We start from the raw sequence: 22,637 nt of genomic DNA on the forward strand, positions 1-22,637 counted from the left end.
TGTGGGCAAGACAGAAGTGGAGCGTAAGCGCAGTTGGCTGACGACGAATCCCGCGACAGCGGCGGCGGCAATGGCCGCGTCCGACGGCTCGTCATCGTCGAGTCGCCGACCAAGGCGCGCAAAATCGCGGGCTACCTGGGCTCCAACTACATTGTGGAGTCCTCCCGCGGGCACATCCGTGACCTGCCGCGCAATGCCGCCGATGTGCCCGCGAAGTACAAATCCGAGCCCTGGGCCCGCCTCGGCGTCAACGTCGAAGAGAACTTCGAGCCGCTCTACATCATCAGCCCGGAGAAGAAGAGCACGGTCAGCGAGCTCAAGGACCTGCTGAAGAACGTCGACGAGCTCTATCTGGCCACTGACGGTGACCGCGAGGGTGAAGCCATCGCCTGGCACCTGCTGGAGACGCTCAAGCCCCGCGTGCCGGTCAAGCGGATGGTGTTCCACGAGATCACCGAGCCGGCCATCCTGGCCGCCGCCGAACACCCTCGCGACCTGGACAATGACCTGGTCGATGCCCAGGAGACCCGCCGCATCCTGGACCGGTTGTACGGCTACGAGGTCAGCCCGGTGCTGTGGAAGAAGGTGGCCCCGCGACTGTCGGCCGGCCGCGTGCAGTCGGTGGCCACGCGCATCATCGTGCAGCGCGAGCGCGACCGCATGGCCTTCCGCAGCGCGTCCTACTGGGACGTGCTGGCCGAGCTGGACGCCAGCGTGTCCGACCCGAATGCCGCCCCGCCGCGTTTCAACGCCCGTCTGGTCAATCTGGACGGCAAGCGGGTGGCCACCGGACGCGACTTCGACTCCCTCGGGGTGGTCCGCAAGCCCGACGAGGTGGTGGTGCTCGACGAGACCGCCGCCGGTGCGCTGGCTGCCGGTCTGCGCGGGGCCAGCCTCACCGTGGCCTCGGTGGAGGAGAAGCCCTACACCCGCCGCCCGTACCCGCCGTTCATGACCTCCACGCTGCAGCAGGAGGCCGGCCGCAAACTGCGGTTCAGCTCCGAGCGCACGATGAGCGTCGCGCAGCGGCTGTACGAGAACGGCTACATCACCTATATGCGTACCGACTCGACCACGTTGTCGGAGTCGGCCATCAATGCCGCGCGCAACCAGGCACGCCAGCTCTACGGCGACGAGTACGTGCACCCCTCGCCGCGGCAGTACACCCGCAAGGTCAAGAACGCCCAGGAGGCGCACGAGGCGATCCGTCCCGCCGGTGACACCTTCGCCACCCCCGGCGCGCTGCACCGCGAGCTCGACGGCGACGAGTTCCGGCTCTACGAGCTGATCTGGCAGCGCACGGTGGCCTCGCAGATGGCTGATGCCCGCGGCACCACCCTGAGCCTGCGGATCGCCGGCGCCACCGCCGACGGGCGGGATGCGGTGTTCACCGCCAGCGGGCGCACCATCACCTTCCCCGGCTTCCTCAAGGCCTACGTCGAGACCGTCGACGAGCTGGCCGGCGGTGAGGCCGATGACGCCGAGAGTCGGCTGCCCCAGCTGCGCCAGGGTCAGCGGGTCGATGCCACCCAGCTCACCGCTGACGGGCACAACACCAACCCGCCCGCCCGCTACACCGAGGCGTCGTTGATCAAGGCGCTCGAGGAGCTCGGAATCGGCCGTCCCTCAACGTATTCCTCGATCATCAAGACCATCCAGGACCGCGGCTACGTGCACAAGAAGGGCAGCGCGCTGGTGCCGTCCTGGGTGGCGTTCGCCGTGACCGGCCTGCTCGAACAGCACTTCGGGCGCCTGGTGGACTACGACTTCACCGCCGCCATGGAAGACGAGCTCGACGAGATCGCCTCCGGGCACGAGCGGCGCACCAACTGGCTGTCGAACTTCTACTTCGGCGGCGAGCACGGGGTGGCCGACTCGATCGCCCGGGCCGGTGGCCTCAAGAAGCTGGTCGGCGTGAACCTCGAAGGCATCGACGCCCGAGAAGTGAACTCCATCAAGCTCTTTGACGACGAGCAGGGCCGTCCGATCGTGGTGCGGGTCGGCAAGAACGGCCCGTATCTGGAGCGGATGATCACCGGCGAGGACGGCGAGCCCACTCCGCAGCGGGCCAACCTCAGCGACGAGATCACCCCCGACGAGCTGACCCTGGAACTGGCCGAAACCCTGTTCGCCACACCGCAGGAAGGCCGGGTGCTCGGCGTCGACCCGGATAGCGGGCACGAGATCGTGGCCCGTGACGGCCGGTACGGCCCGTACGTGACCGAGGTGCTGCCGCCCCCGCCCGAGGAGGATGGCGGGGTGACGGCCAAGAAGGGCAAGAAGCCGACCGGGCCCAAGCCGCGCACCGGTTCGCTGTTCCGCTCGATGGACCTGCAGACCGTCACCCTCGAGGACGCCCTCAAGCTGCTGTCGCTGCCGCGACTGGTCGGGGTGGATCCGAGCAACGGCGAGGAAATCACCGCGCAGAACGGCCGCTACGGCCCATACCTCAAGCGCGGCACCGATTCTCGCTCGCTGGCCACCGAGGACCAGATCTTCGACATCACCCTCGAGGACGCGCTGAAGATCTACGCCGAGCCCAAGCGTCGCGGCCGCCAGGGTGCGGCTGCTCCGCCACTGCGTGAACTGGGTACCGATGCCGCCTCCGGCAAGCCGATGGTGATCAAGGACGGCCGGTTCGGGCCGTACGTCACCGACGGTGAGACCAACGCCAGCCTGCGCAAGGGCGATGACGTGCTGAGCATCACCGACGAGCGTGCGTCGGAACTGCTGGCCGACCGCCGGGCCCGCGGGCCGGTCAAGAAGGCGACCCGCAAGGCACCCGCCAAGAAGGCCGCGGCGAAGAAGGCTCCCGCCAAGAAGGCCGCGGCCAAGAAAGCCTGACCCTGATTGCGCCCAAACCGACAAACGGGCGCGAAAAGTCGAGTGGGAAGCGCCATTTCGTCGATCTCGACGACGGCGTCAGCGGGCGGCTTCGCTTGTGACTTCGGGACGCTCGGCCGGCATGGCCAGCTTGGCCGGGCGGGCCAGCTGAGTCGGCGCGGTGCGACCGCGCAGTTCGACGATCTCGCCGACGTTCCAGCACAGCGCCTCGGCGTCCAGTGCGCCGCTGACCGCGATCGCCGACGCCAGCACGTGCCCGTTCTCCAGCTTGGCCAGCTCGGTGAGCCGGGCCGCCTCGTTCACCGGATCGCCGATGACGGTGTACTCGAAGCGGGCCTGCGCGCCGATGTGGCCGGCGATCGCGCGCCCGGCCGACACCCCGATGCCGAACTCGGTCTGGCCCAGGACCTCGACGAGTTCGTCGTGCAGTTCGCGCGAGGCGGCCAGCGCCGCGCCCGAGGCGTCCGGGTGCTCGATCGGGGCGCCGAAGATGCACAGGGCGGCGTCACCCTGGAATTTGTTGACGAAGCCGCCGTGCTTCTTGACGGTGTCGACGACGACGCGGAAGAACTCGTTGAGCAGGCTGACGACCTCGCTGGGCGGGCGGGTCGCGGCGATCTCGGTCGACCCGACCAGGTCGACGAACAGCACCGCGACGTCGCGTTCCTGGCCACCGAGTTCGGTGCCCCGCTCCAGCGCGCGGCGGGCGACGTCCTCGCCGACGTAGCGGCCGAACAGGTCGCGCAGCCGCTGCCGTTCGGACAGGTCGCGCACCATGTCGTTGAAGCCGGCCTGCAGCAGGCCGAGCTCACTGGCGTCGTAGATCTGCATGTGGGCGTTGTAGTTACCGCGCTGGACTTCACCGAGCGCCCAGCGCAACTGGCGCAGCGGGTCGGCGATCGACATGGCGGCCAGCAGGTTGCCGGCCAGCCCGATCACCAGCGCGGCGATCGCCATCAGCAGGATCGGGGTGAACAGCTGATCAGCTGAGGCCTGCAACAGCGAGAACTTGGCCGCCACCACTGACAGCACGATGGCCAGCAGCGGAACCCCGGTGGACAGCAGCCAGGTCAGCACCAGCCGCAGCACCACCCCCGGCCTGCGGAACTTCTCCGGCGGCCCGCCGCGCAGTGCGGCCACCGCCACCGGCCGCAGCACCCGCTCGGCCTGCAGGTAGCCGATGATCGAGGTCGCGGTGGCACCCAGCATGGTGGCCACTGCCAGCACGGGCGCGGCGTGGCTGGCGACCGGCCAGCTGGCCGCGATGAACACCACCGCGCCCAGCACCCAGTTCGTCATGCTGATGATCGAGCGGTACGTCGGCATCCGCAGCGCCCGCAATCGGGCCGCCTCGGTGGTCTCCGGATCGTCGTCGGCCAGCAGGGCATCGCGGCGTTGCCAGCGGAACACCGGCACGAGCAGCCGCAGGCTCACGTAGGCGCCCACGCCGAACGAGATGAACAGATAGCTCAGAAAGATCGCCAGGTTCACCGTCGGCAGGTCCTGCAGCATGATCCGGTCCGCAGGTGGCAAACCGAACCGCAGGAACCCCAGGACCAGTAGCGCGCCGATGATGTCGGCCTGCAACATTCCCAGCGAAAACACCGGCCACGGCGTGCGGGCGACCCAGCGGATGAATCCGCTGGCTCGCCCGATGCTGGTCGGCGCGGTGCTCACCACCCCACCGTATCGGTCCAGAGCGACGGATCCGCACCTTAATGACCCACCGCCGACCTGCGGTGTCGTTGCTGCGCACTAGGGTCGGGAGGTGATGTCCGGGGTATTTACGCGGCTGGTCGGCCAAAGTGCGGTGGAAGCCGAGCTGGTTGCCGCTGCTCGCGCCGCCCGGGGTGATTCCGCTCACGATGTGGCCGCGACCGGGACCATGACACACGCCTGGCTGATCACCGGGCCGCCGGGATCGGGCCGCTCGATCGCCGCGCTGTGCTTCGCCGCCGCGTTGCAGTGCACCGCCGACGGCACGCCGGGCTGTGGTCAATGCCGGGCCTGCACGACCACCATGGCCGGCACCCACGGCGACGTGCGGCGCATCATTCCTGAAGGACTCTCGATCGGCGTGGACGAGATGCGCACCATCGTCCAGATCGCCTCGCGGCGCCCCAGCACCGGCCGCTGGCAGATCGTCGTGGTCGAGGACGCCGACCGGCTCACCGAAGGTGCGGCCAACGCACTGCTCAAGGTTGTCGAGGAACCGCCACCGTCGACGGTGTTCCTGCTGTGCGCACCATCGGTGGATCCCGAGGACATCGCGATCACGCTGCGGTCGCGGTGCCGGCACGTAGCGTTGGTGACGCCGTCGACCGCCGCGATCGCCCAGGTCCTCGTCGACAGCGACGGGCTGTCGGTCGAGGAGGCCCAGTGGGCGGCCTCGGTCAGCGGCGGGCACGTCGGTCGGGCCCGGCGGCTGGCCACCGATTCGGAGGCCCGCGACCGTCGGACCCGTGCGCTGGGGCTGGCCCGCGACGCGGCCACGCCGACGCGGGCGTATGCGGCCGCCGAGGAGTTGGTGGCCACCGCCGAAGCCGAGGCCCGTGCGCTGACCGGCGGGCGCGACGAGGTCGAGGCCGAGGAATTGCGCACGGCGCTGGGGGCCGGCGGCACCGGTAAGGGCACTGCGGGAGCGCTGCGCGGTGCGGCCGGCGCGATCAAGGACCTCGAACGACGGCAGAAGTCGCGGCAGACCCGCGCCTCCCGGGACGCGCTGGACCGGGCGCTGATCGACCTGGCCACCTATTTCCGGGACGCGCTGCTGGTGGCCAACGGCGCCGGCTCGGTCGCGCCCAACCACCCCGACATGGCCGACAAGGTGGCCAGCCTGGCCGCGCACGCCTCACCGGAGCGGCTGCTGCGCTGTATCGAGGCGGTGCTCGAGTGCCGCGAGGCGCTGGCGATGAACGTCAAACCCAAATTCGCCGTCGATGCGATGGTGGCCACCGTGGGTCAGGCGTTGCGTTCAGACCTGTAGACTCACTGCGGCCCGGAGATGGCTGCGCCGCCTTAGCTCAGTCGGTAGAGCGATTCACTCGTAATGAATAGGTCGGGGGTTCGATTCCCCCAGGCGGCTCCATTTTCTTTCCGTCATTTTGTGTTCGTGTGAAGTTGCTCACACGTCAATTCAGGTCGACTTACATTGCTTGCATGAGCAATGATCCCCACCATTTCTGGCTGCGAGTGGGTGCGGCAGCCGCCGGACTGGGCGCCGCACTGGCCGTCGGTGCCGGGGTCGCCTCGGCCGACAGCGCAACGGCCGACGGATCCTCGGGCGCGCCGTCGTCGAGCACCGCGCACAAGGCCAGCCGGGCAGCGAGCTCGACCGGCGCCGCGCACCGTGGCCCGGTGTCGCAGCGCCGGGTGCCGGGTCCCGCCGCGGCATCGGCCACCAGCATTCGCAGCACGGCGTCGGTCGTGTCGGGCCGGACCGTGACCGGGCGGTCGGCGCGATCGGAACCAACTGCGGCCCCCGCCGACGAGTCGTCCACTCCGTCCACAAGCGCCTCGGCCGTCGTGGCACAGGCCGCCGAGCCGGCATTCCCCGCCGCGATCACGGCACCGGTGACGGTGCGGTCGATGGCCGGCGACGTGCTGCGCTGGTTCGGCCTGCCGCCGCTGCCCGCCACCGCACCGATCCCGGACCAGCCGGTCGGCGAGCTCATCAGCGGAGCCTGGATTGCCCTGCGCCGCCTCGAGTACCGGCTCTTCAACGACTACCCGACGGCCCAGCCGGTCATCGTCGCCAAGGATCCGCAAACCGGGGTCATCACCGGCAAGCTCAATGCCATCGACCCCGACGGCGATCAGTTGACTTACACCGTCGTCGACCCGCCCGATCACGGGTCGGTCGTGATCGCCGCCGACGGCAGCTACACCTACACCCCGCAGGCGGTGTTCGCCCATGCCGGCGGCACCGACAACTTCTCGGTCGTCGTGGGTGATGCACCCGGAAACCCTTGGCACCTGCACGGATTGCTCGACCTGCTGGGGTTGTCGAGTCCGCCGACGTATTCGGTGTCCCTCGATGTCGGCCCCGCCAACTTCGCCCCGGTGCTCAACCCGTCGGTCACCGTCTACGACACCCCCCGGATTCTGACCCGTGACGAGACGTCCCCCGACGGATCGACGCAGCGGGCGTGGATCTACTCCGATGTGCTGCGTATCGATCCGGCCGCGTCCGACGCTGACGGGGATGCCCTGCAGGTCAGCGTGACGAACGCCGAAACAGGCCGGGCCACCCTGGTGCAGAATTCGGACGGTACGTATCTGTATGTGCCCAAGGGATTTACCCGCTACAGCGACGGCACCTACGTCTTCAACACCGGCGCCGACACGAGTTCGTACACCGATCAGCTGAGCTTCTCGGTCTCCGACGGCCAGGGTGGAATAGCGCTGGCCCTGCAGATCATTCAGGTCAACTACCTGATCGATATGGCGTTCACCCTGCCGGCCCCGACGCTCGTGGGCGTCGGCTCCACCTACATCACCCCCACCGGGCAGAGCGTGTCCCTGGGATCCACCGTGATCCCCTTGGACGGCACCTCATTCGGGGTCGGCTTCGATGTCACCCAAGGAAAAGTCGTCGTCGGGTCGGGTCTGTCCACCAACGCCAGCGGTCAACTCGTGACCGGATTCGACTCTCCGTCGACGGCCATCCAGGTCACCGGCTCCACCAATTGGAGTGTCAACACCGCCGTCAACCTCAATACCGGTGGCACCAGCGGGGTGAGCGTCTATGCCGACTCGCGGCTGATCACCTTCTTCTACCTCGGCAAGGCCTAGGAGCCTGCGAAGGCAGGGTCACTCGACGCCCAGCGCCTCGATCGCCGCGGTCTTGGCGGTGGCGGCCGCAGGGAAGCCGGCGTAGCCGCTGGCGTGATAGATCACCTCGGCGAGTTCGTCGTCGGACAGACCGTTCTGCCGGGCGATCCGGAAATGCGCCTTGAGCTCCTCGTTGGCCCGCAGGGCGATCAGGATGCCCAGGGTTACCAGGCTGCGATCGCGCCGGCTCAGCCCGTCACGGGTCCACAGCCGGCCGAAGATGCCTTCGACGCCGATCTCCATCAGCTCGTTGGCGAATCCGTCGCCGAAGCTGACCTCGCCGTCGGGCAGCACCCCGGGCAGCATCTCGCGGAAGACCTGCAGGCCGTCCTCACGTAAGTTAGACATACGAACTACTTTCCCACACCGGGCTCAGCGCTGGGGTGCGAGATAGCCCACTGGGCCCGATGCCAGGCACAGCGACAGCGCCGACGTCGCGGCCCGCACCGTGATCGCGTCACCGGCCCCCGACAGCCGCACGAACACCCGGTTCAGGCCCGGATGCACCGTCACCTTGGTCTCCGGGCCCTCCGACAGCTTCATCATCATCGAGCCGTCGCTGTTGGCCAGGTAGTTGATCTCGGCGGTCCACTCGGCAGGCAACATCGGCCCGTCCAACGGCATGCGCACCGGGCTGTCCGGTTGGACCAGGTATCCGCACCCGGGCGTGGGTCCCGGCACGATCGTGCGCACCCAGGTCACATTGGCGTCCACCACCCGGCCGCTGGTATCCAGCATCCGCAATTGTGTTGTGTATCCGGCGAATTCGGGGCGGTCCGCAAGCAGGGCGAACATGTGGCTGGCCAGGTTCTCCGGGTAGGCGACGCGCTGCAGCACCAGTGGATCGACCTCCTGGTCCAGCATGGGCGCCGGCGATGACGCCCTGGCCTCGGAAAGCCCGCTGATGGCGTTGCGCACATAGGGCTGCGCCGGATTGTCCTTCCAGCTGGTCAGGAACGTCGAGGTCGAGTACAGGCTGCTGGCCACGAACGCCACGGTCACTCCGGCCACCACCACGGTGCGGGCCCGCGACGCGTCGAGCCACGCCGAAGACGGCCGGTTGGGTGCGCACAACCCCACGGCGGCCAGCAGTGCCAGAACCACCACCAGGTCCGGGAAGTAGCGCAGGGTCTGGGCCAGCTCCAGCGCGGTGAACTTCGACGAGCGCATCAGATAGATGGGGATCTGGCAGGCCACCGCATACGCCAGCGCCACCAGCCACACCGGGCCGATGCGCTGCTTGCGGGCCAGGGTCACCGCGATCACCGCAGCGAGGGCCACCCAGCCCAGGACCATCACCCCGACCGGCGGCACCCCCCACGGCGAGGCGGGCGCCCACCGCTGCCACTGCCAGGGCCCACCGGCCAGTCCGGGCACGATGCCGTGAGTGAACGAGCGGCGCAACAGATCCCACGTCATCGCCAGATCCGAACTCCACCGTTGCTGGTCGACGACCACCAGGTAGACGCCGATCCAGGCGGCCGTGAGCGCCAGCGCCGGCACCCACAACCGCATCCCGGTGCGCCACACCGTGCGCACTGCTGCCCGATCGCCCTGCACGTGCAGGAGCAGTGCCGCCACCGTGAACGCCACGAACGGGATCACCGCGGCTTTCTCGAAGAACATCAGCCCGCCGAAGAACACCAGCAGCCCGGTGACCGCATACCGTCGATTCCCGGTGCGCACCAACAGGATTGCATCGGCGCACACCCACGCCAGCGCCGCCAGCATGGGCAGCGAGTTCAGTGCGGCCGCCCACCAGGCGAAGCCCGGCACTCCCAGCGGGGTGAACAGCGCGAAGGTCAAGGGAATCAACAACACCGGGCGCCAGCCGAGGATCACGTGCAGCGCGCGCAACAGCGCCAGCGAGGCCAGCACCTGCAGCACCACCAGGCTCACCGCCGGCCAGGTCCAGACCAGCGGGGCCAGCCGGGTGATCACCCCGGCGACCAGGAACGCCCCGGGCATGACGTGACCGTCGTGGTCGTCGAAGAGGTACGACGGCGACAACAGGCCCTGTGTTCCGGCCCGGCCCACCAGGATCAGGTCATCCCAGTAGAAGAAACCCCCGAAGGCCAGCACCGCGCGCACTACCAGCTGCACCGCGATCAGGACGACGGCTGCCACCGCGACCGGTGACACGCGCGCCACCCGAGCCGGAACTGCCATCGCCTCGACTGTACGGGCTCTCGGTAGGGTGGCATGAATGCAGGTACTGGTCACCGGGGCGGCTGGCTTCATCGGATCGGCGCTGGTGGACCGACTGCTCGCCGATGGCCACACGGTGCTGGGGCTCGATGACCTGAGCACCGGGCTCGCCACCAACCTCGATGACGCCCGCGCGCACGGCGGGTTCGAGTTCGTCGAGGCCGATATCGTCAGCGCCGACCTGACGGGCCTACTCGCGCAGCACCGGCCGGAGGTCGTCTACCACCTCGCCGCCCAGATTGATGTCCGGCGCTCGGTGGCCGACCCGGAGTTCGACGCCGCGGTCAACGTCATCGGGACGGTGCGGCTGGCCGAGGCGGCCCGCCGGGCCGAGGTGCGCAAGGTGGTCTTCACCTCCTCGGGTGGCTCGATCTACGGCGTCCCGAAGAACTACCCGACCAACGAGACCGCGCCCGCCGATCCTGAATCACCCTATGCGGCAAGCAAAATCGCGGGCGAAACCTACCTCAACACGTTCCGTCACCTCTACGGGCTGGACTGTTCGCACATCGCCCCGGCCAACGTCTACGGCCCGCGGCAGAACCCGCACGGCGAGGCTGGTGTCGTCGCGATCTTCGCCACCGCGCTGCTGGCGGGACGGCCCACCAAGGTCTACGGCGACGGCTCCAACACCCGTGACTACGTCTACGTCGATGATGTGGTCGACGCGTTCGTGCGGGCCTCCGGCGCCGCCGGGGGCGGTCAGCGGTTCAACATCGGTACCGGCGTGGAAACCTCCGACCGGGCGCTGCACACCGCGGTCGCCAAGGCCGTCGGCGCGCCCGACGAACCCGACACCGCACCGGCGCGGCTGGGTGATCTGACCCGCTCCTGCCTGGACGTTCGTAAAGCTCAGATGGTGCTGGGCTGGCACCCGCAAGTGCACCTGGCCGAGGGTGTGCACCGCACCGTCGAGTACTTCCGCTCGCTCGGCTAGGCGTCCGGTACCCGGGCGCCGTCCAGCGCGACGGCGCGGGCCAGTTGGGCGTAGCGCAGCTCGAGCTCCTTGAACCGCAGGTAGGTGCTCAGCGTGGTGAACACGAACGCGATGATGAGCGCGTAGGTGATGAGGTCCGCCCCGCGCCGGACACCGAGCCAGTTGGCCAGCACGGTGGTGTCGTCCGGCCGCAGGATCGCGTAGATCGCGGCGATCACGAACAGCACGTAGCCGACCTTGACCCAGGCCTTGGCCTTGGCGTTGGTGCGGGAACGCAGCAGGTACACGAGCAGCGCGATCACGGCCGCGATCAGCAGCACCTGAATCCAGTTCATCGGCGCATCCTTCCGCGCAGGAACCCGTCGAAGACGATGTTCACCCCGTTGAGCAGCGGCTGGCCCTTGGACAGCGAGTACTCGGTGTAGAGGATCTCCACGGGCTCCTCGGCCACCCGCCAGTTGTTCTCCACGATGAGCTTGACGAACTCGCTGGCGTGGCTCATCCCACTCATGGTCAGCGTGAGGTTGTCGGCCACCGTCTTGTTGAACACCCGCAGGCCGTTGTGGGCGTCGGTGAGGCCGAGCCGGTGACTGCTCGGGCTCAGGGCCGCCGCGGTGCGCAGGATCAGCTTCTTCAGCGGCGGGGTGTGGCTGACGGTCGTGCCGGAGAACCGGGTGCCGACGACGATGTCGACGTCGCCCTTGGCCAGCCGATCGATCATCGCCAGCACGTCCTTCACCCGGTGCTGGCCGTCGGCGTCGAAGGTCACGAACACCTCGGCGCCGGGCTGGCTGCGGGCATACTCGACGCCGGTCTGAATGGCCGCCCCCTGGCCGAGGTTCACCGGGTGACGCACCACGTGGGCGCCGGAGCGCAGCGCGATCTCGGAGGTGTCGTCCCGGCTCCCGTCGTCGACGCATACCACGTGAGCGAAGGTCTGGCGCAGGTCGCTGATGACGTCGCCGATGACCTTCGCTTCGTTGTACGCGGGGACGATGATCCAGGCGTCGGGGTGGGCCGTGGTGTCGATGCCCACAACGTACACGCTGATCCTGGCCGTTTCAGTGTCCGGCGCGGGCCAGTGCGAACAGGTGGACGGCGATGCCCACGAGCGGGCCGCACAGCAGCGCGACCACGGTGCGCTCCTCCAGGGCCAGCGGCAACGTCAGCAGCAGACCCGAGGCCACCGTGGCCCCGACCCAGCCGATCGAGTACGCCCGATGCTGGGCGGCGGCGACGGTGGCCGCACCGGTCAGGGTCAGCAGGGCGATGGCCACCGCGCCCGCGGTCAGCCAGCCCAGCAGTGCCCCGCCCGGGGTGTACTCGTCACCGAAGGCCACCCGGATCAGCCAGGGCCCGGCCAGCCAGGCCGCTAGCACCCCGACCGTGCCCAGGGCGAGCACCACCGCGGCCGGGGCGATCAGCGCCTTCAGCCGATGACCGCGATGGTCGACGAAATGGGCGATCAGGTTGCCCTGCATCGCGGTCAGCGGCACCAGCAGGGGAGCGCGGGTCAGCGTCACCGCCAGGATCACCACCCCGCCTGCCGCGCCCAGCTCACCGGAGGTGGCCTTGAGCAGCACCGGAAAGCCCATCACCAGGACGGCGCTGGCACCGGCCGCGGCGATCGAGTGCGCCGCACCGCGCAGGAAGGTCGACGTGCCGCCCGGGGTGCGCAGGGCCGCGGCCGCGCGCGCGGTCGGGGAGACCAGCAACAGCAGCAGCCACCCGACCGCGCCGCCGACGGTGGCCCAGAGGAATCCGACCAGACCCCAGCCCAGCAGGAACGTCGCACCGGCCACCAGCACGCGGATCACGGCGTCGGCCACCATCAGGCCGCCGTACTGGCCCCACTGCCCGATCCCGGCCAGCAGCCCGAGCAGCGTGGCGTGCAGGCAGAAGCCGGCCAGGCCGGCAGACAGCAGCGCCACCGACAGCGGGCGGGCCTCGCTGAACACGTGCGGTGCCCACAGCGGTGAGGTCGCGGCCATCACGACGGCACCGGCCACACCCAGGCCGGCGCTGACCCGCATCGGGTGGGTGCGCGGCCCGTCGGCGACCTCGAGGTAGGCGGTGGTGCGTACCTCCCGGGTGGCCTCCTGCAGCAGCCCGTAGGCCACACCGCCGACCAGACCGAACGCCCCCCAGAACACGCCGAACACCGAGAAGCCCGCCGGGTCGAGGGCGCGGGCGGCCAGGTACAGCACGGCGTACCCGCACACCGCGGAGATCGCGGTGGCCACCCCGACCTTGGCGACGCTGCCACGGCTGATCGCCGCGCCCCGGACCTGATCGGGCCCGGTGGCGCTCAGCGCGTCGAAGGAAGCGCCCGCGTCGGTCACAACGGCGGCACTTCGGTGGAGAACAGCCAGGCGTTCCACAGCGGCCGCAGTGACACCTCGGCGTAGTTGGCGGCCAGGCCGGTGAAGTCGTCGGTGACCACGGTGCTGTGCCGGTAGCGGGCCGTCCAATCCCGCAGCAGCGCAAAGAACTTCTCGTCACCGATGGTGGCCCGCAGCACGTGCAGGGTCAGTGCGCCGCGCTTGTAAACGCGGTCGTCGAACATGTCGCGTGGGCCGGGGTCGGCCAGCAGCAGGTTCTGTGGTGAGGCGACGAGCTTCTGGTGGTAGTGCCGCGCCCACTGGTCTGCGGTCTGGCCGCCGGAGTTCTCCGACCACAACCATTCGGCGTAGCAGGCGAATCCCTCGTGCAGCCAGATATCGCGCCAGCGGCGCGCGGTCACACTGTTGCCGAACCACTGATGAGCCAGCTCGTGGGCGATCAACCGTTCCGAGCTCCGAGAACCATCGCAGTGGTTGGCCCCGAAGATCGAAATGCCCTGGGCTTCAAGGGGTATTTCCAGATCATCGTCGGTGACGACGACGGTGTAGCCGTTGGACAGCGGGTAGGGCCCGAACAGCTTGACGAACAGCTTCATCATCTGCGGTTGACGGCCGAAGTCGTGATCAAAGGTGTCCTGCAGCCGGTCGGGCAGCACGGCCTGCATCGGCACGGGCGCCTTGGGCAGCTTGTGGGCGCCGTACATCCCGATCTGCAGCGTCACCAGATAGGTCGACGTCGGCTCGGGCTGCTCGTAGGTCCACACGGTGTGGGCCGCGCGCACCCGCCGTGACACCAGCTCGCCGTTGGCCACTGCGCGGTAGGGACTGTCGGTGCTGATCTGGATGCGGTAGCTGGCCTTGGCGCTGGGGTGGTCGTCACAGGGAAACCAGGAGGCGGCGCCATTGGGCTGCCCGGCCACCAGCACCCCATTGGTCAGCTCCTCGAAACCGACCTCGCCCCAATAGCTTCGGATCGGCCGCGGCGATCCGCCGTAGCGCACCTCGATCGACATTGCCGCGCCCGCGGGCAGGGCGGTGCCCAGTGTGATGTGCAGCTTGCCACCTGAGGTGCGGAAGTTCGCCGGCCGGCGTCCGTTGACTGCCACCTTGGTCACCGACAGCGCATCGGACAGATCGAGGGTGAAGGTCTTCAACGACGCCAGTGTCGCGGCGGTGATGGTGGCCGTCCCGGTGAGCCGGTTGATCGCGACCTTGTATTCCAGATCCAGTTCGTAGCGCGACACCCGGTAACCGAAGTTCCCGTTGCCGGGCAGATACGGATCGATCACCGGCGTACCACCACTTTTCTTGGCGGCCTTCTTGACGGGTCGTTTCATGCCGCCGCACCCTCGGGGCGCCGCTCACGTGACTTCTTGCGGGAAACCACCCACGGCGCAATGGGATTGCCTTGCCAACGCGTCGACGGCGGCACCTCGTCGCCGCGCATCACCAGCGATGCCGGGCCCACGGTCGCCCCCGCGCCCAGCTTGGCGGCGGGCAGGGCCACGCAGTGCGGCCCGAGGGTCGCCCCGTCTTCGAGGATCACGGTGTCCATCCGCATGATCCGGTCGTGGAACAGATGTGTCTGCACCACGCAGCCCCGGTTGACGGTACTGCCGCGCTGCAGGGTGACCAGGTCTGCCTCGGGCAGCCAATAGGTTTCGCACCACACCCCGCGGCCGATCTTCGCACCGAGTGCGCGCAGCCACAGGTTCATCACCGGTGTTCCGCTGGCGGCGCGGGCGAACCACGGCGCGGCCACCGTTTCGACAAAGGTGTCCGACACCTCGTTGCGCCACACGAACGACGACCACAGCGGGTACTCCACCGCCCGGATTCGGCCCACTACAAGCCATTTGGCGGCCACCGCGGCGCCGCCGGCCACCGCGCCGGCCACCAGCAGCAGCACCCCGCTGGCCAGTGCGGCCCAGCCGTAGCCGAATCGCAGTGCCAGCGCCTGCAGGCTCACCAGCATCGCCACCCCGATCGCGAAAGTCACGATCACCGGGAACAGCCGGCAGGTCTCGACGGCCGACCGCATGATCTTCAGCCGCAGCGACGGCTGATAGGTCAGTGCGGAGTCGGCTTCGTCGGCGTGCCTGCGCAGCCGGATCGGCGGGCTGCCCAGCCACGACGATCCGGCCTTGGCCTTGTGCGGGGCGGCGGACAGCACCGCGACCAGACCGTCGTCGGGAACCCGCCGGCCCGGCTGGGTGATGCCGGAGTTGCCCAGGAACGCGCGCTTGCCGACGGTGGCCTTGGCGGCGTGGATCCAGCCGCCGCCGAGCTCGTAGGAGGCCACCATGGTGTCGTCGGCCAGGAACGCCCCGTCCTCGATGACGGTGAATTTCGGGGTCAGCAGCGCGGTCGAAATCTCGGTATTGCGGCCCACTTTCGCCCCCAGCAGCCGCAGCCACCACGGGGTGAGCAGGCTGGCGTAGATCGGGAACAGATAGTTGCGGGCGGCGTCCATCAGCCGTTCGGTGGCCCACAGCTGCCAGCCGATCCGGCTGCGCACCGGGTGGTAACCCTCGCGCAGGCCCAGGGCGAGCACCCGCACCAGCACCACGGTCAGCAGCGCGTAGACGGCCATCGCCACCAGCGCGGCCACCGGAATCCACGGTGCGGCAACCACAATCGCGTCCCGCAGCGTCGCGGTGTGCCGGGCCACCCAGGCCGGTACCGCCAGTCCCGCGGCCAGCGCGACCAGGGGCAGCGCTCCGAGCAGGATCGAGGTCATGCCGTAAATGGCCACCCACTGCGCGGCCCGCGGCGGGCGGTACTGCGGCCAGGGATGGCGGGCCTTGCCGGACTTCACCGCCGGGGAGCCCTTCCAGTACTGGCCGTTCTTGACCTTGCCGACCACCCCCGAGCCCGGCGCGACGTCGGCGTCCTTACCCACCACCGCACCGGGGAACAGGGTGGTGCGTGCCCCGATCGTCGCGTCGTTACCCACCGTGATCGGCCCGACGTGGAACAGGTCGCCGTCGATCCAGTGCCCGGTCAGATCCACCTCCGGTTCGATCGAGCAGCGGTGACCGAGCTTGAGCATGCCGGTCACCGGTGGCGCCGAATGCAGATCCACGCCTTTGCCGACGGTGTTACCCAACGCGCGGGCGTAGTACACCAGCCACGGCGCCCCAGCCAGGTTCTCCGCCCCGCTGGCGTCGGCCAATCGCTCGGCCAGCCACACCCGCAGGTGCTCGGAGCCGCCGCGGCGGTAGGTGCCGGGCTGCAGACCGGACAGCAGCATGCGGGCGCCCAGCACCGCGATCCCCATCCGCCCGATCGGCGTGATGAACAGTACGAAACCGATCGCCACCAGCCACCAGTTCAGTGGGGTCAGCCAGGGCAGCGGGTGCACGGCTGCGGCGATGTTGTTGATCAGGGCCAGCCAGGTCAGCCACTGCAGTCCGGTCAGGGTGGCCAGCGGTACCGACAGCAGGACCTGGGCGGTCTGCGTGCTGACCGGGGTGGGCTTGACGTCGCGGGGTGTCACCGCCGCCGCGGGTGCCTGCTCGTCGAGGAACTCGGCCAGCGACCCCAGCCGCGGATGGTCGTAGAGCTGCGCGACGGTCAGCTGCGGGAAGCGGTCGCGCAGCGCGGCCACCAGCTGGGCCGCCGACAGCGATCCGCCGCCGAGGGCGAAGAAGTCGGCCTCCGGCCCGTCGACCACCGCACCGAGTACGTCGCGCCACAGCCCGGCCAGCCAGCCCATGGTGCCGCCGAGATCCGGTTCGGACTCCTGGTAGCCGGGCGGCGGCCAGGGCAGCGCGTCGCGGTCGACCTTGCCGGAGGTGCGGGTGGGCAGCTCGTCGACGAGCACCAGCCGCGGCACCAGGGCGGCGGGCAGGTTCTCGGCGAGGTGCGCCCGGGCGGCGGCCAGGTCGAAGTCCGGGTTGGTGCTCGCGATGTAGCCGACCAGCATCGGGGTGCCGCTGGCGGTGCGCCGTACCGCGGCCGCGCCGCCGCTGACACCGGGCAGGTGCACCAGCGCGGAGTCCACCTCGCCGAGTTCGATACGCCGGCCACCCACCTTGACCTGGTCGTCGGCGCGGCCCTGGAAGTACAGGCCGTCGGCCTCCAGCCGGACCAGATCGCCGCTGCGGTAGGCCCGGGCCCAGCCCAGCGACTCCATCGGGGCGTACTTCTCGGCGTCCTTCTCGGGATCGAGGTAGCGGGCCAGCCCGACACCGCCGATCACCAGCTCACCGACCCCGCCGAGGGGAACCGGGTTGCCCTCGGCGTCCACCACCGCCAGATCCCAGCCCGGCAGCGGCTTGCCGATGCTGACCGGGCTGCGTCCATCAAGCTGTGCCGCGCTGGCCACCACGGTCGCCTCGGTGGGCCCGTAGGTGTTCCACACCTCGCGACCCTCGACGGCCAGCCGCTCGGCCAGCTCGGGCGGGCAGGCCTCGCCGCCGAAAATCAGCAGCCGCACGGCCTCCAGCGCCTCGGCCGGCCACAGCGAGGCCAGGGTGGGCACGGTGGACACCACCGTGATGTCGCGGGACACCAGCCACGGGCCCAGGTCCATCCCGCTGCGCACCAGGGCGCGGGGTGCGGGCACCAGGCAGGCGCCGTGTCGCCAGGCTAGCCACATCTCCTCGCAGGACGCGTCGAACGCCACCGACAGGCCGGCCAGCACCCGGTCTCCTGGCCCAATCGGGTTGTCCTGCAAGAACATCTGTGCTTCGGCGTCGACGAACGCCGCGGCATTGCGGTGCGTGACGGCCACCCCCTTGGGGGTGCCGGTGGAGCCGGAGGTGAAGATGATCCACGCGTCGTCGCGGCCCAGCGGGGCGGTGGCCCGCCAGCCGCGTGACGAGCCGTGCCCGCGGGTCAGTCCGGCCTCGGTGATCACGCCGACCACCTCTGCCTCACCGAACACCAGGTGGGCGCGTTCCTCCGGGTCGTCGGCATCTACCGGGACGTAGGCCGCGCCGGCGGCCAGGGTGGACAGGATCGCGACGTAGAGGGCGTAGCTGCCGGACGGCATCCGGATGCCGATCCGGTCGCCGCGGCCGATGCCGCGGGCGCCCAGCCACTCCACGCTGTCCTCGATGTCGGCGATCAGCTCGGAGTAGGTGAGCACCACGGTGCCGTCGTCGATGGCCGGCGCATCGGGGTAGCGGGCCGCGGTGTCGTAGAGGATGTCGATCAGGGTGCGCGGGGCCGGGGCATGGTCCGAGAGCAGGTACTGAGCGGGAATCTCCGGCGTCGCCACGACTGTGGATACTAGGCGTCCCCGATGACGGGGGAGCGTCGGACGCGGCTCGGTTTGTGCTGTCCTGCAACTACCTGACAGACTGCTCGGCGAGGGGAGTATTCCTTCGTCGCGGTGTCGTCACCACGACGGCCGTCGTCGGCCGTCCGGTGCCGCGGGCCGCGTCTGATATGCGGCGGAAGAGACCTCGGACGTTTCGTGACGCCCGGAGGTCTGTAGTGAACGTTTCTCAGCTTGAATGGCTGGTCACCATCGGTGTCACCGTGGCCATCCTGCTGTTCGACGTGATCGTCATCGCGCGGCGGCCGCACGAGCCGACGATGCGCGAGTGTGCGATCTATCTGTCGTTCTACGTAGGTCTGGCCATCGCGTTCGGCATCTGGGTGTGGAACTTCCACGGCAGCCAGTTCGGGCTGGAGTTCTTCGCGGGCTGGCTCACCGAGTACAGCCTGTCGGTGGACAACCTGTTCATCTTCATCATCATCATGGCCAGCTTCAACGTGCCCAAGGTCTACCAGCAGCAGGCGCTGCTCGTCGGCATCGTGCTGGCCCTGGTGTTCCGCGGAATCTTCATCGCACTCGGAGCCGTTGCGATCAAGCAGTTTTCGTGGATCTTCTACATTTTCGGCGCGTTCCTGGTGTTCACCGCGATCAAGCTGGTCCGCGACACCGACCATGAGGACGACGCGGAGAACGCGGTGGTCCGCTTCGCCCGGACCTACCTGAACACCACCGACAAGTGGGACGGCCTCAAGCTCTACATCAAAGACGGCGGCAAGCGCCTGATGACCCCGATGTTCCTGGTCATCGTGGCCCTGGGCACCACCGACCTGCTGTTCGCGCTGGACTCGATCCCGGCGATCTACGGTCTGACCAGCGAGCCGTATCTGGTGTTCACCGCCAACCTGTTCGCGCTGATGGGGTTGCGTCAGCTGTACTTCCTGCTCGGTGACCTGCTCAACCGGCTGGTGTACCTGTCGCAGGGGCTGGCGTTCATCCTGTTCTTCATCGGCGTCAAGCTGGTGCTGCACGCGCTGCACGAGAACACCCTGCCGTTCATCAACGGCGGTGAGCACGTCAACGTCCCGGAGATCCCGACCCTGCTCAGTCTGGCGGTCATCATCCTGACGCTGTTCCTGACGATGGTGGCCAGCCTCATCAAGACCCGTGTGTCGCGCACCAACTGACACCTTTAGCGTCCAGATGAATACAACCGTTGGCGGGCCCGACCGGCGCCCCTAGCGTGGCGGCTATGCCGGAGTCACGGAAGCCGCGGGTGTTCATCACCGACGCGGTCGGGGAGTGGACCGAAGTGACCGCGGGGGGTCATCCCGTGGTGCGCCTGCGGGCAGCCAACCTGCAGGAGGCGCAGCGCCGCCGTCGCCGGCTGCCCGCCGACGTCCCGGTGGTGCTCGATGTCGCCGTCGCCGTCGCCGAGGACTCCCGCACCGCGCTCACCGCGATCTCCGGTCACGCCGGGGAGTCCACCGTGCACTACGCGGGGACGCTGGACGGCCTGGCCGGGATGGTCGCCGATCTGATCGTCGCCGGGGTGGCCGACGGGGTGACCCTGATCCCGGTCTCACCCGAGGAAGACCTGCGCCCGCACGCCCAGGCCGCGCTGCGCCGCATCCACACCCGGCTGCGGAATTCGGCCGCCTGACCCTTCTCGGCTCCTACCCTGGAAGCAGGGAGGAGGCGAACGATGATCGAAGTACTGTCCGATATGCCCGCCGGGGTGACGGGTTTCCGGGTGTCGGGCCGATTGAGTGGGGCCGAACTGCGGGATTTCCGGCCGGTGTTCGACGGCCAGCTCGAGCGAGGCGACGACGTCCGCATCGTGGAGGTCATCGACCACGACTACGAGGGCTTCGGCCCGGGCGGTCTGGCGGAGGATCTCAAGCTCGGATTCGGCACGGTCTATCCCCATCACGCGGCGTTCAAGCGGATCGCCATCGTGACCGACAAGGACTGGATCGCACACACCCTGCACGCGCTGGCATGGCTGGTGCCCGGCGAGTGTGCGGTGTTCGGGCTCGACGACCTCGAGCAGGCCAAGCAGTGGGCGGCCGGCTGACCCTCAGCCGAGCGCCGCGAAGATCAGCTGGGCGTAGCGGGCGGTCCGCTCCGAACCCAGTGTGCCCGCGCCCATCTTGTTCATCACGTAGCTGATGGTGGTGCGCCGGTCGGGGTTCATGATGACCATCGATCCGCCCCACCCGCCCCAGAAGCAGATCTTCTCCTCCGGCAGGAACGGAACGGTTTCGGGCTTGGGCAGTCCGAAACCCAGACCCCATTTCAGCGGGACGGCCAGCACGTGGTCGACGCCGTCGGCCTGCACCTCGAAGATCCGCTCGATGGTCTCCGGTCGCAGCAACTGGACGCCATTGACGGTGCCGCCCAACGAGATAGCGGACAGGATGCGGGCCAGCGAGCGGGCGTTTCCGTGGCCGTTGATCGCGCCCATGTCGGCGGCGCGCCACCCAGCGGTGTTGGCGGCCAGCGGTTCCGGCGGCGGGCCGAGGAAGGTCTTGCGTAGCGGGTGCTCGGCGGGCAGCAGGTCCAGCGGCAACTCCAGCGGTGGCGGCGGGATGATCTCGGCGATCCGGCCGGCCTCGGATTCGGCTGCGCCGATGGAGAAATCGGCGCCCAACGGGCCGGCGATCTCGTCGCGCACGAAGTCCTTCAGTGTCGAACCGCTGACCCGCCGTACCACTTCGCCGATCAGGTGGCCCTGGTTCTGGGCGTGATAGCCCGACCCGGCCCCGGGTTCCCACCACGGCGCCTGGGCGGCCAGCGCCGAGGTGGCCTTGTCCCAGTCGTACATGTCGTCGAGGGTGAACGGTTGCTCCCAGCCGGAGACTCCCGAGGTGTGCGACAGCAGGTGGCGCACCAGCACCCGGTCCTTGCCGTTGGCGGCGAACTCGGGCCAGTAGGTCGCCACCGGGGCGTCGGGATCGAGCAAGCCGCGGTCAATGAGCATCAGCGCCGCCAATGCGGTCACCGTCTTGGTCGACGACCAGACGTTGACGATGGTGTCGCGCTCCCAGGGCCGGGTCCGGTACTGATCAGCCCAGCCGCCCCAGATGTCCAGCACGGTCTGGCCGTCGATGTCGACGGCGATCGAGGCGCCCAGTTCCTCACCGGTGCCGATTTCTTCGGCCAACGCCGCGCACACCGGATGGAACCGCGAGTCACTGTCCCCGAACACCACATCGCTCATGGACAGTCATCGTCCTGCGTCGGGCCGCCCCCGTGTGGGGTTTTGCCGGTTCTACAGCGCCTGCAGCCGGCGCACCCGGTCGGCGATCACCCGCTGGGACACCTCGGCCGCCGGTGCCAGGGCTTCGAAGGCGTGCGGGCAGCCGGCATGCACATGCAGCTCCGTGGACACACCAGCTGCCGAAAGGCGTTGTGCGTAAAGAACATCCTCGTCGCGGAAGATATCCAGATCGCCGGTGTCCAGATAGGTCGGCGGCAGCCCGGACAGGTCGGCGGCCCGCGCGGGTGCGGTGTAGGGCGACACGTCGTGGCCACCGGCGAGATCCCCGAGCAGCGCACCCCAGCCGGTGACGTTGTCCTCGTAGGTCCACGTCAGGAACTCCGGCGGCAGGGCCGGGTCCGGGATGGTGGTGCGGTCGTCGAGCATCGGATAGATCAGCAGCTGCAGGGCCAGCGCCGGTCCTCCCCGGTCACGGGCCAGCAGGCTCACACCGGCGGCCAGCCCGCCGCCGGCACTGTCCCCGGCCACGGCCAGCCGGGCCGGATCGACACCGAGTTCGCCGGCATGCTCGGCCAGCCAGCACAGGGCGGCATAGCAGTCCTCGACCGGGGTCAGGCCCGGATGTTCCGGCGCCACACGGTAATCCACCACCAGCATCGGCACCCCGGAGGCCGCGACGTAGCCGCGAACCCCGGCGTCATAGGCCGGAGCTGTCTCGGCCAGGCCGTAGATCATCCCGCCACCGTGCAGGTAGAGCGCCGCACTGCCGGGCAACCCGGCGTCGGGCACGTACCACGTCAACGGCAGCTCGGTGCCGTCGGCGGCGGTGACGGAGTAGTGGTGTGCCTGCATCCCGTCGACCGGCGGGCGCCCGGCCGCCAGGACTTGGAAGAACGGCACCGCGCGTTCGCGCCGGGTGGCCACATCACCCACCGCGGGCGGATCGAGCTGGGCGGCGGCTTCCATCAGGGGTTGCAGGAAACCGAGGACTTGGGGATCCATCGACAGGGCCACGACTGCCCA

Annotated in this window: 17 protein-coding genes and 1 tRNA gene; 8 read left to right on the plus strand and 10 right to left on the minus strand. The window is 69.1% G+C overall.

The window, feature by feature from the left end; translation table 11 throughout:
* The first annotated feature begins 33 nt into the window (after window positions 1-33).
* Window positions 34-2,844 (plus strand): type I DNA topoisomerase, encoded by a 2,811-nt coding sequence (gene topA / locus BN3385_RS09480; RefSeq protein WP_059016550.1) that lies wholly within the window; start codon window positions 34-36, stop codon window positions 2,842-2,844.
* A gap of 78 nt (window positions 2,845-2,922) precedes the next feature.
* Here topA and BN3385_RS09485 read toward each other — a convergent pair whose 3' ends face one another.
* Window positions 2,923-4,542 (minus strand): adenylate/guanylate cyclase domain-containing protein, encoded by a 1,620-nt coding sequence (locus BN3385_RS09485; RefSeq protein ID WP_197415284.1) that lies wholly within the window; start codon window positions 4,540-4,542, stop codon window positions 2,923-2,925.
* A gap of 73 nt (window positions 4,543-4,615) precedes the next feature.
* Between BN3385_RS09485 and BN3385_RS09490 the strand changes: the two genes are divergently transcribed.
* The 3 genes from BN3385_RS09490 (at window position 4,616) to BN3385_RS09505 (ending at window position 7,638) form a co-directional block, all read left to right on the plus strand.
* Window positions 4,616-5,830 carry a DNA polymerase III subunit delta' gene (locus BN3385_RS09490; RefSeq protein ID WP_059016552.1) on the plus strand — a complete coding sequence of 405 codons (1,215 nt, stop codon included), beginning with the start codon at window positions 4,616-4,618 and terminating at the stop codon, window positions 5,828-5,830.
* 26 nt (window positions 5,831-5,856) lie between these two features.
* Window positions 5,857-5,932 (plus strand) — tRNA-Thr (locus BN3385_RS09495).
* A gap of 71 nt (window positions 5,933-6,003) precedes the next feature.
* A complete protein-coding gene (locus BN3385_RS09505) occupies window positions 6,004-7,638 on the plus strand; it encodes a cadherin-like domain-containing protein (protein ID WP_156432707.1) in 1,635 nt (544 codons plus the stop codon).
* 18 nt (window positions 7,639-7,656) lie between these two features.
* Here the strand turns inward: BN3385_RS09505 and BN3385_RS09510 are convergent, their stop codons facing one another.
* Together BN3385_RS09510 and BN3385_RS09515 are read right to left on the minus strand one after the other, a co-directional pair.
* Window positions 7,657-8,025 (minus strand): carboxymuconolactone decarboxylase family protein, encoded by a 369-nt coding sequence (locus BN3385_RS09510; protein ID WP_059016555.1) that lies wholly within the window; start codon window positions 8,023-8,025, stop codon window positions 7,657-7,659.
* Between the two features lie 24 nt (window positions 8,026-8,049).
* Window positions 8,050-9,846, minus strand: a complete 1,797-nt coding sequence (locus BN3385_RS09515) for a hypothetical protein (RefSeq protein ID WP_059016556.1) — start codon at window positions 9,844-9,846, stop codon at window positions 8,050-8,052.
* A 37-nt stretch (window positions 9,847-9,883) separates the two neighbouring features.
* Between BN3385_RS09515 and BN3385_RS09520 the strand changes: the two genes are divergently transcribed.
* The gene (locus BN3385_RS09520) at window positions 9,884-10,822 is read left to right on the plus strand and encodes an NAD-dependent epimerase/dehydratase family protein (protein WP_059016557.1); all 939 of its coding nucleotides are present in this window, start codon (window positions 9,884-9,886) and stop codon (window positions 10,820-10,822) included.
* Here BN3385_RS09520 and BN3385_RS09525 read toward each other — a convergent pair.
* The 5 genes from BN3385_RS09525 to BN3385_RS09545 are packed head-to-tail and all read right to left on the minus strand — an operon-like array spanning window position 10,819 to window position 18,391.
* Entirely contained in the window at window positions 10,819-11,157 is a 339-nt protein-coding gene (locus BN3385_RS09525) for a DUF2304 domain-containing protein (RefSeq protein ID WP_059016558.1), read from the minus strand. The genes BN3385_RS09520 and BN3385_RS09525 overlap by 4 nt on opposite strands.
* The gene (gene ppgS / locus BN3385_RS09530; RefSeq protein WP_231748835.1) at window positions 11,154-11,852 is read right to left on the minus strand and encodes a polyprenyl-phospho-N-acetylgalactosaminyl synthase PpgS; all 699 of its coding nucleotides are present in this window, start codon (window positions 11,850-11,852) and stop codon (window positions 11,154-11,156) included. The genes BN3385_RS09525 and ppgS overlap by 4 nt, the downstream gene beginning before the upstream one ends.
* Window positions 11,853-11,883: 31 nt before the next feature.
* The gene (locus BN3385_RS09535) at window positions 11,884-13,134 is read right to left on the minus strand and encodes a lipopolysaccharide biosynthesis protein (RefSeq protein ID WP_059021758.1); all 1,251 of its coding nucleotides are present in this window, start codon (window positions 13,132-13,134) and stop codon (window positions 11,884-11,886) included.
* A gap of 26 nt (window positions 13,135-13,160) precedes the next feature.
* Window positions 13,161-14,501: a M1 family metallopeptidase gene (locus BN3385_RS09540; RefSeq protein ID WP_059016560.1), complete on the minus strand. Its 1,341-nt coding sequence runs from the start codon at window positions 14,499-14,501 to the stop codon at window positions 13,161-13,163.
* The gene (locus tag BN3385_RS09545) at window positions 14,498-18,391 is read right to left on the minus strand and encodes a Pls/PosA family non-ribosomal peptide synthetase (RefSeq protein WP_059016561.1); all 3,894 of its coding nucleotides are present in this window, start codon (window positions 18,389-18,391) and stop codon (window positions 14,498-14,500) included. The genes BN3385_RS09540 and BN3385_RS09545 overlap by 4 nt, the downstream gene beginning before the upstream one ends.
* A 218-nt stretch (window positions 18,392-18,609) precedes the next feature.
* On the opposite strand from BN3385_RS09545, the gene BN3385_RS09550 reads away from it, so the two are divergent.
* The 3 genes from BN3385_RS09550 (at window position 18,610) to BN3385_RS09560 (ending at window position 20,468) form a co-directional block, all read left to right on the plus strand.
* A complete protein-coding gene (locus tag BN3385_RS09550; RefSeq protein WP_059016562.1) occupies window positions 18,610-19,578 on the plus strand; it encodes a TerC family protein in 969 nt (322 codons plus the stop codon).
* Window positions 19,579-19,643: 65 nt separating this feature from the next.
* A complete protein-coding gene (locus BN3385_RS09555) occupies window positions 19,644-20,054 on the plus strand; it encodes a hypothetical protein (RefSeq protein WP_059016563.1) in 411 nt (136 codons plus the stop codon).
* Between the two features lie 42 nt (window positions 20,055-20,096).
* Window positions 20,097-20,468 (plus strand): SpoIIAA family protein, encoded by a 372-nt coding sequence (locus BN3385_RS09560; RefSeq protein WP_059016564.1) that lies wholly within the window; start codon window positions 20,097-20,099, stop codon window positions 20,466-20,468.
* A 3-nt stretch (window positions 20,469-20,471) separates the two neighbouring features.
* Here BN3385_RS09560 and BN3385_RS09565 read toward each other — a convergent pair whose 3' ends face one another.
* Window positions 20,472-21,614: a serine hydrolase domain-containing protein gene (locus BN3385_RS09565; protein ID WP_059016565.1), complete on the minus strand. Its 1,143-nt coding sequence runs from the start codon at window positions 21,612-21,614 to the stop codon at window positions 20,472-20,474.
* A 51-nt stretch (window positions 21,615-21,665) separates the two neighbouring features.
* On the minus strand, window positions 21,666-22,628 hold the full coding sequence (locus tag BN3385_RS09570; protein WP_059021759.1) for an alpha/beta hydrolase: 963 nt from the start codon (window positions 22,626-22,628) through the stop codon (window positions 21,666-21,668).
* Window positions 22,629-22,637: the final 9 nt, after the last annotated feature.

Origin of the sequence: Mycobacterium sp. M26, from assembly GCF_001494595.1 — a bacterium.
GTDB lineage: Bacteria > Actinomycetota > Actinomycetes > Mycobacteriales > Mycobacteriaceae > Mycobacterium.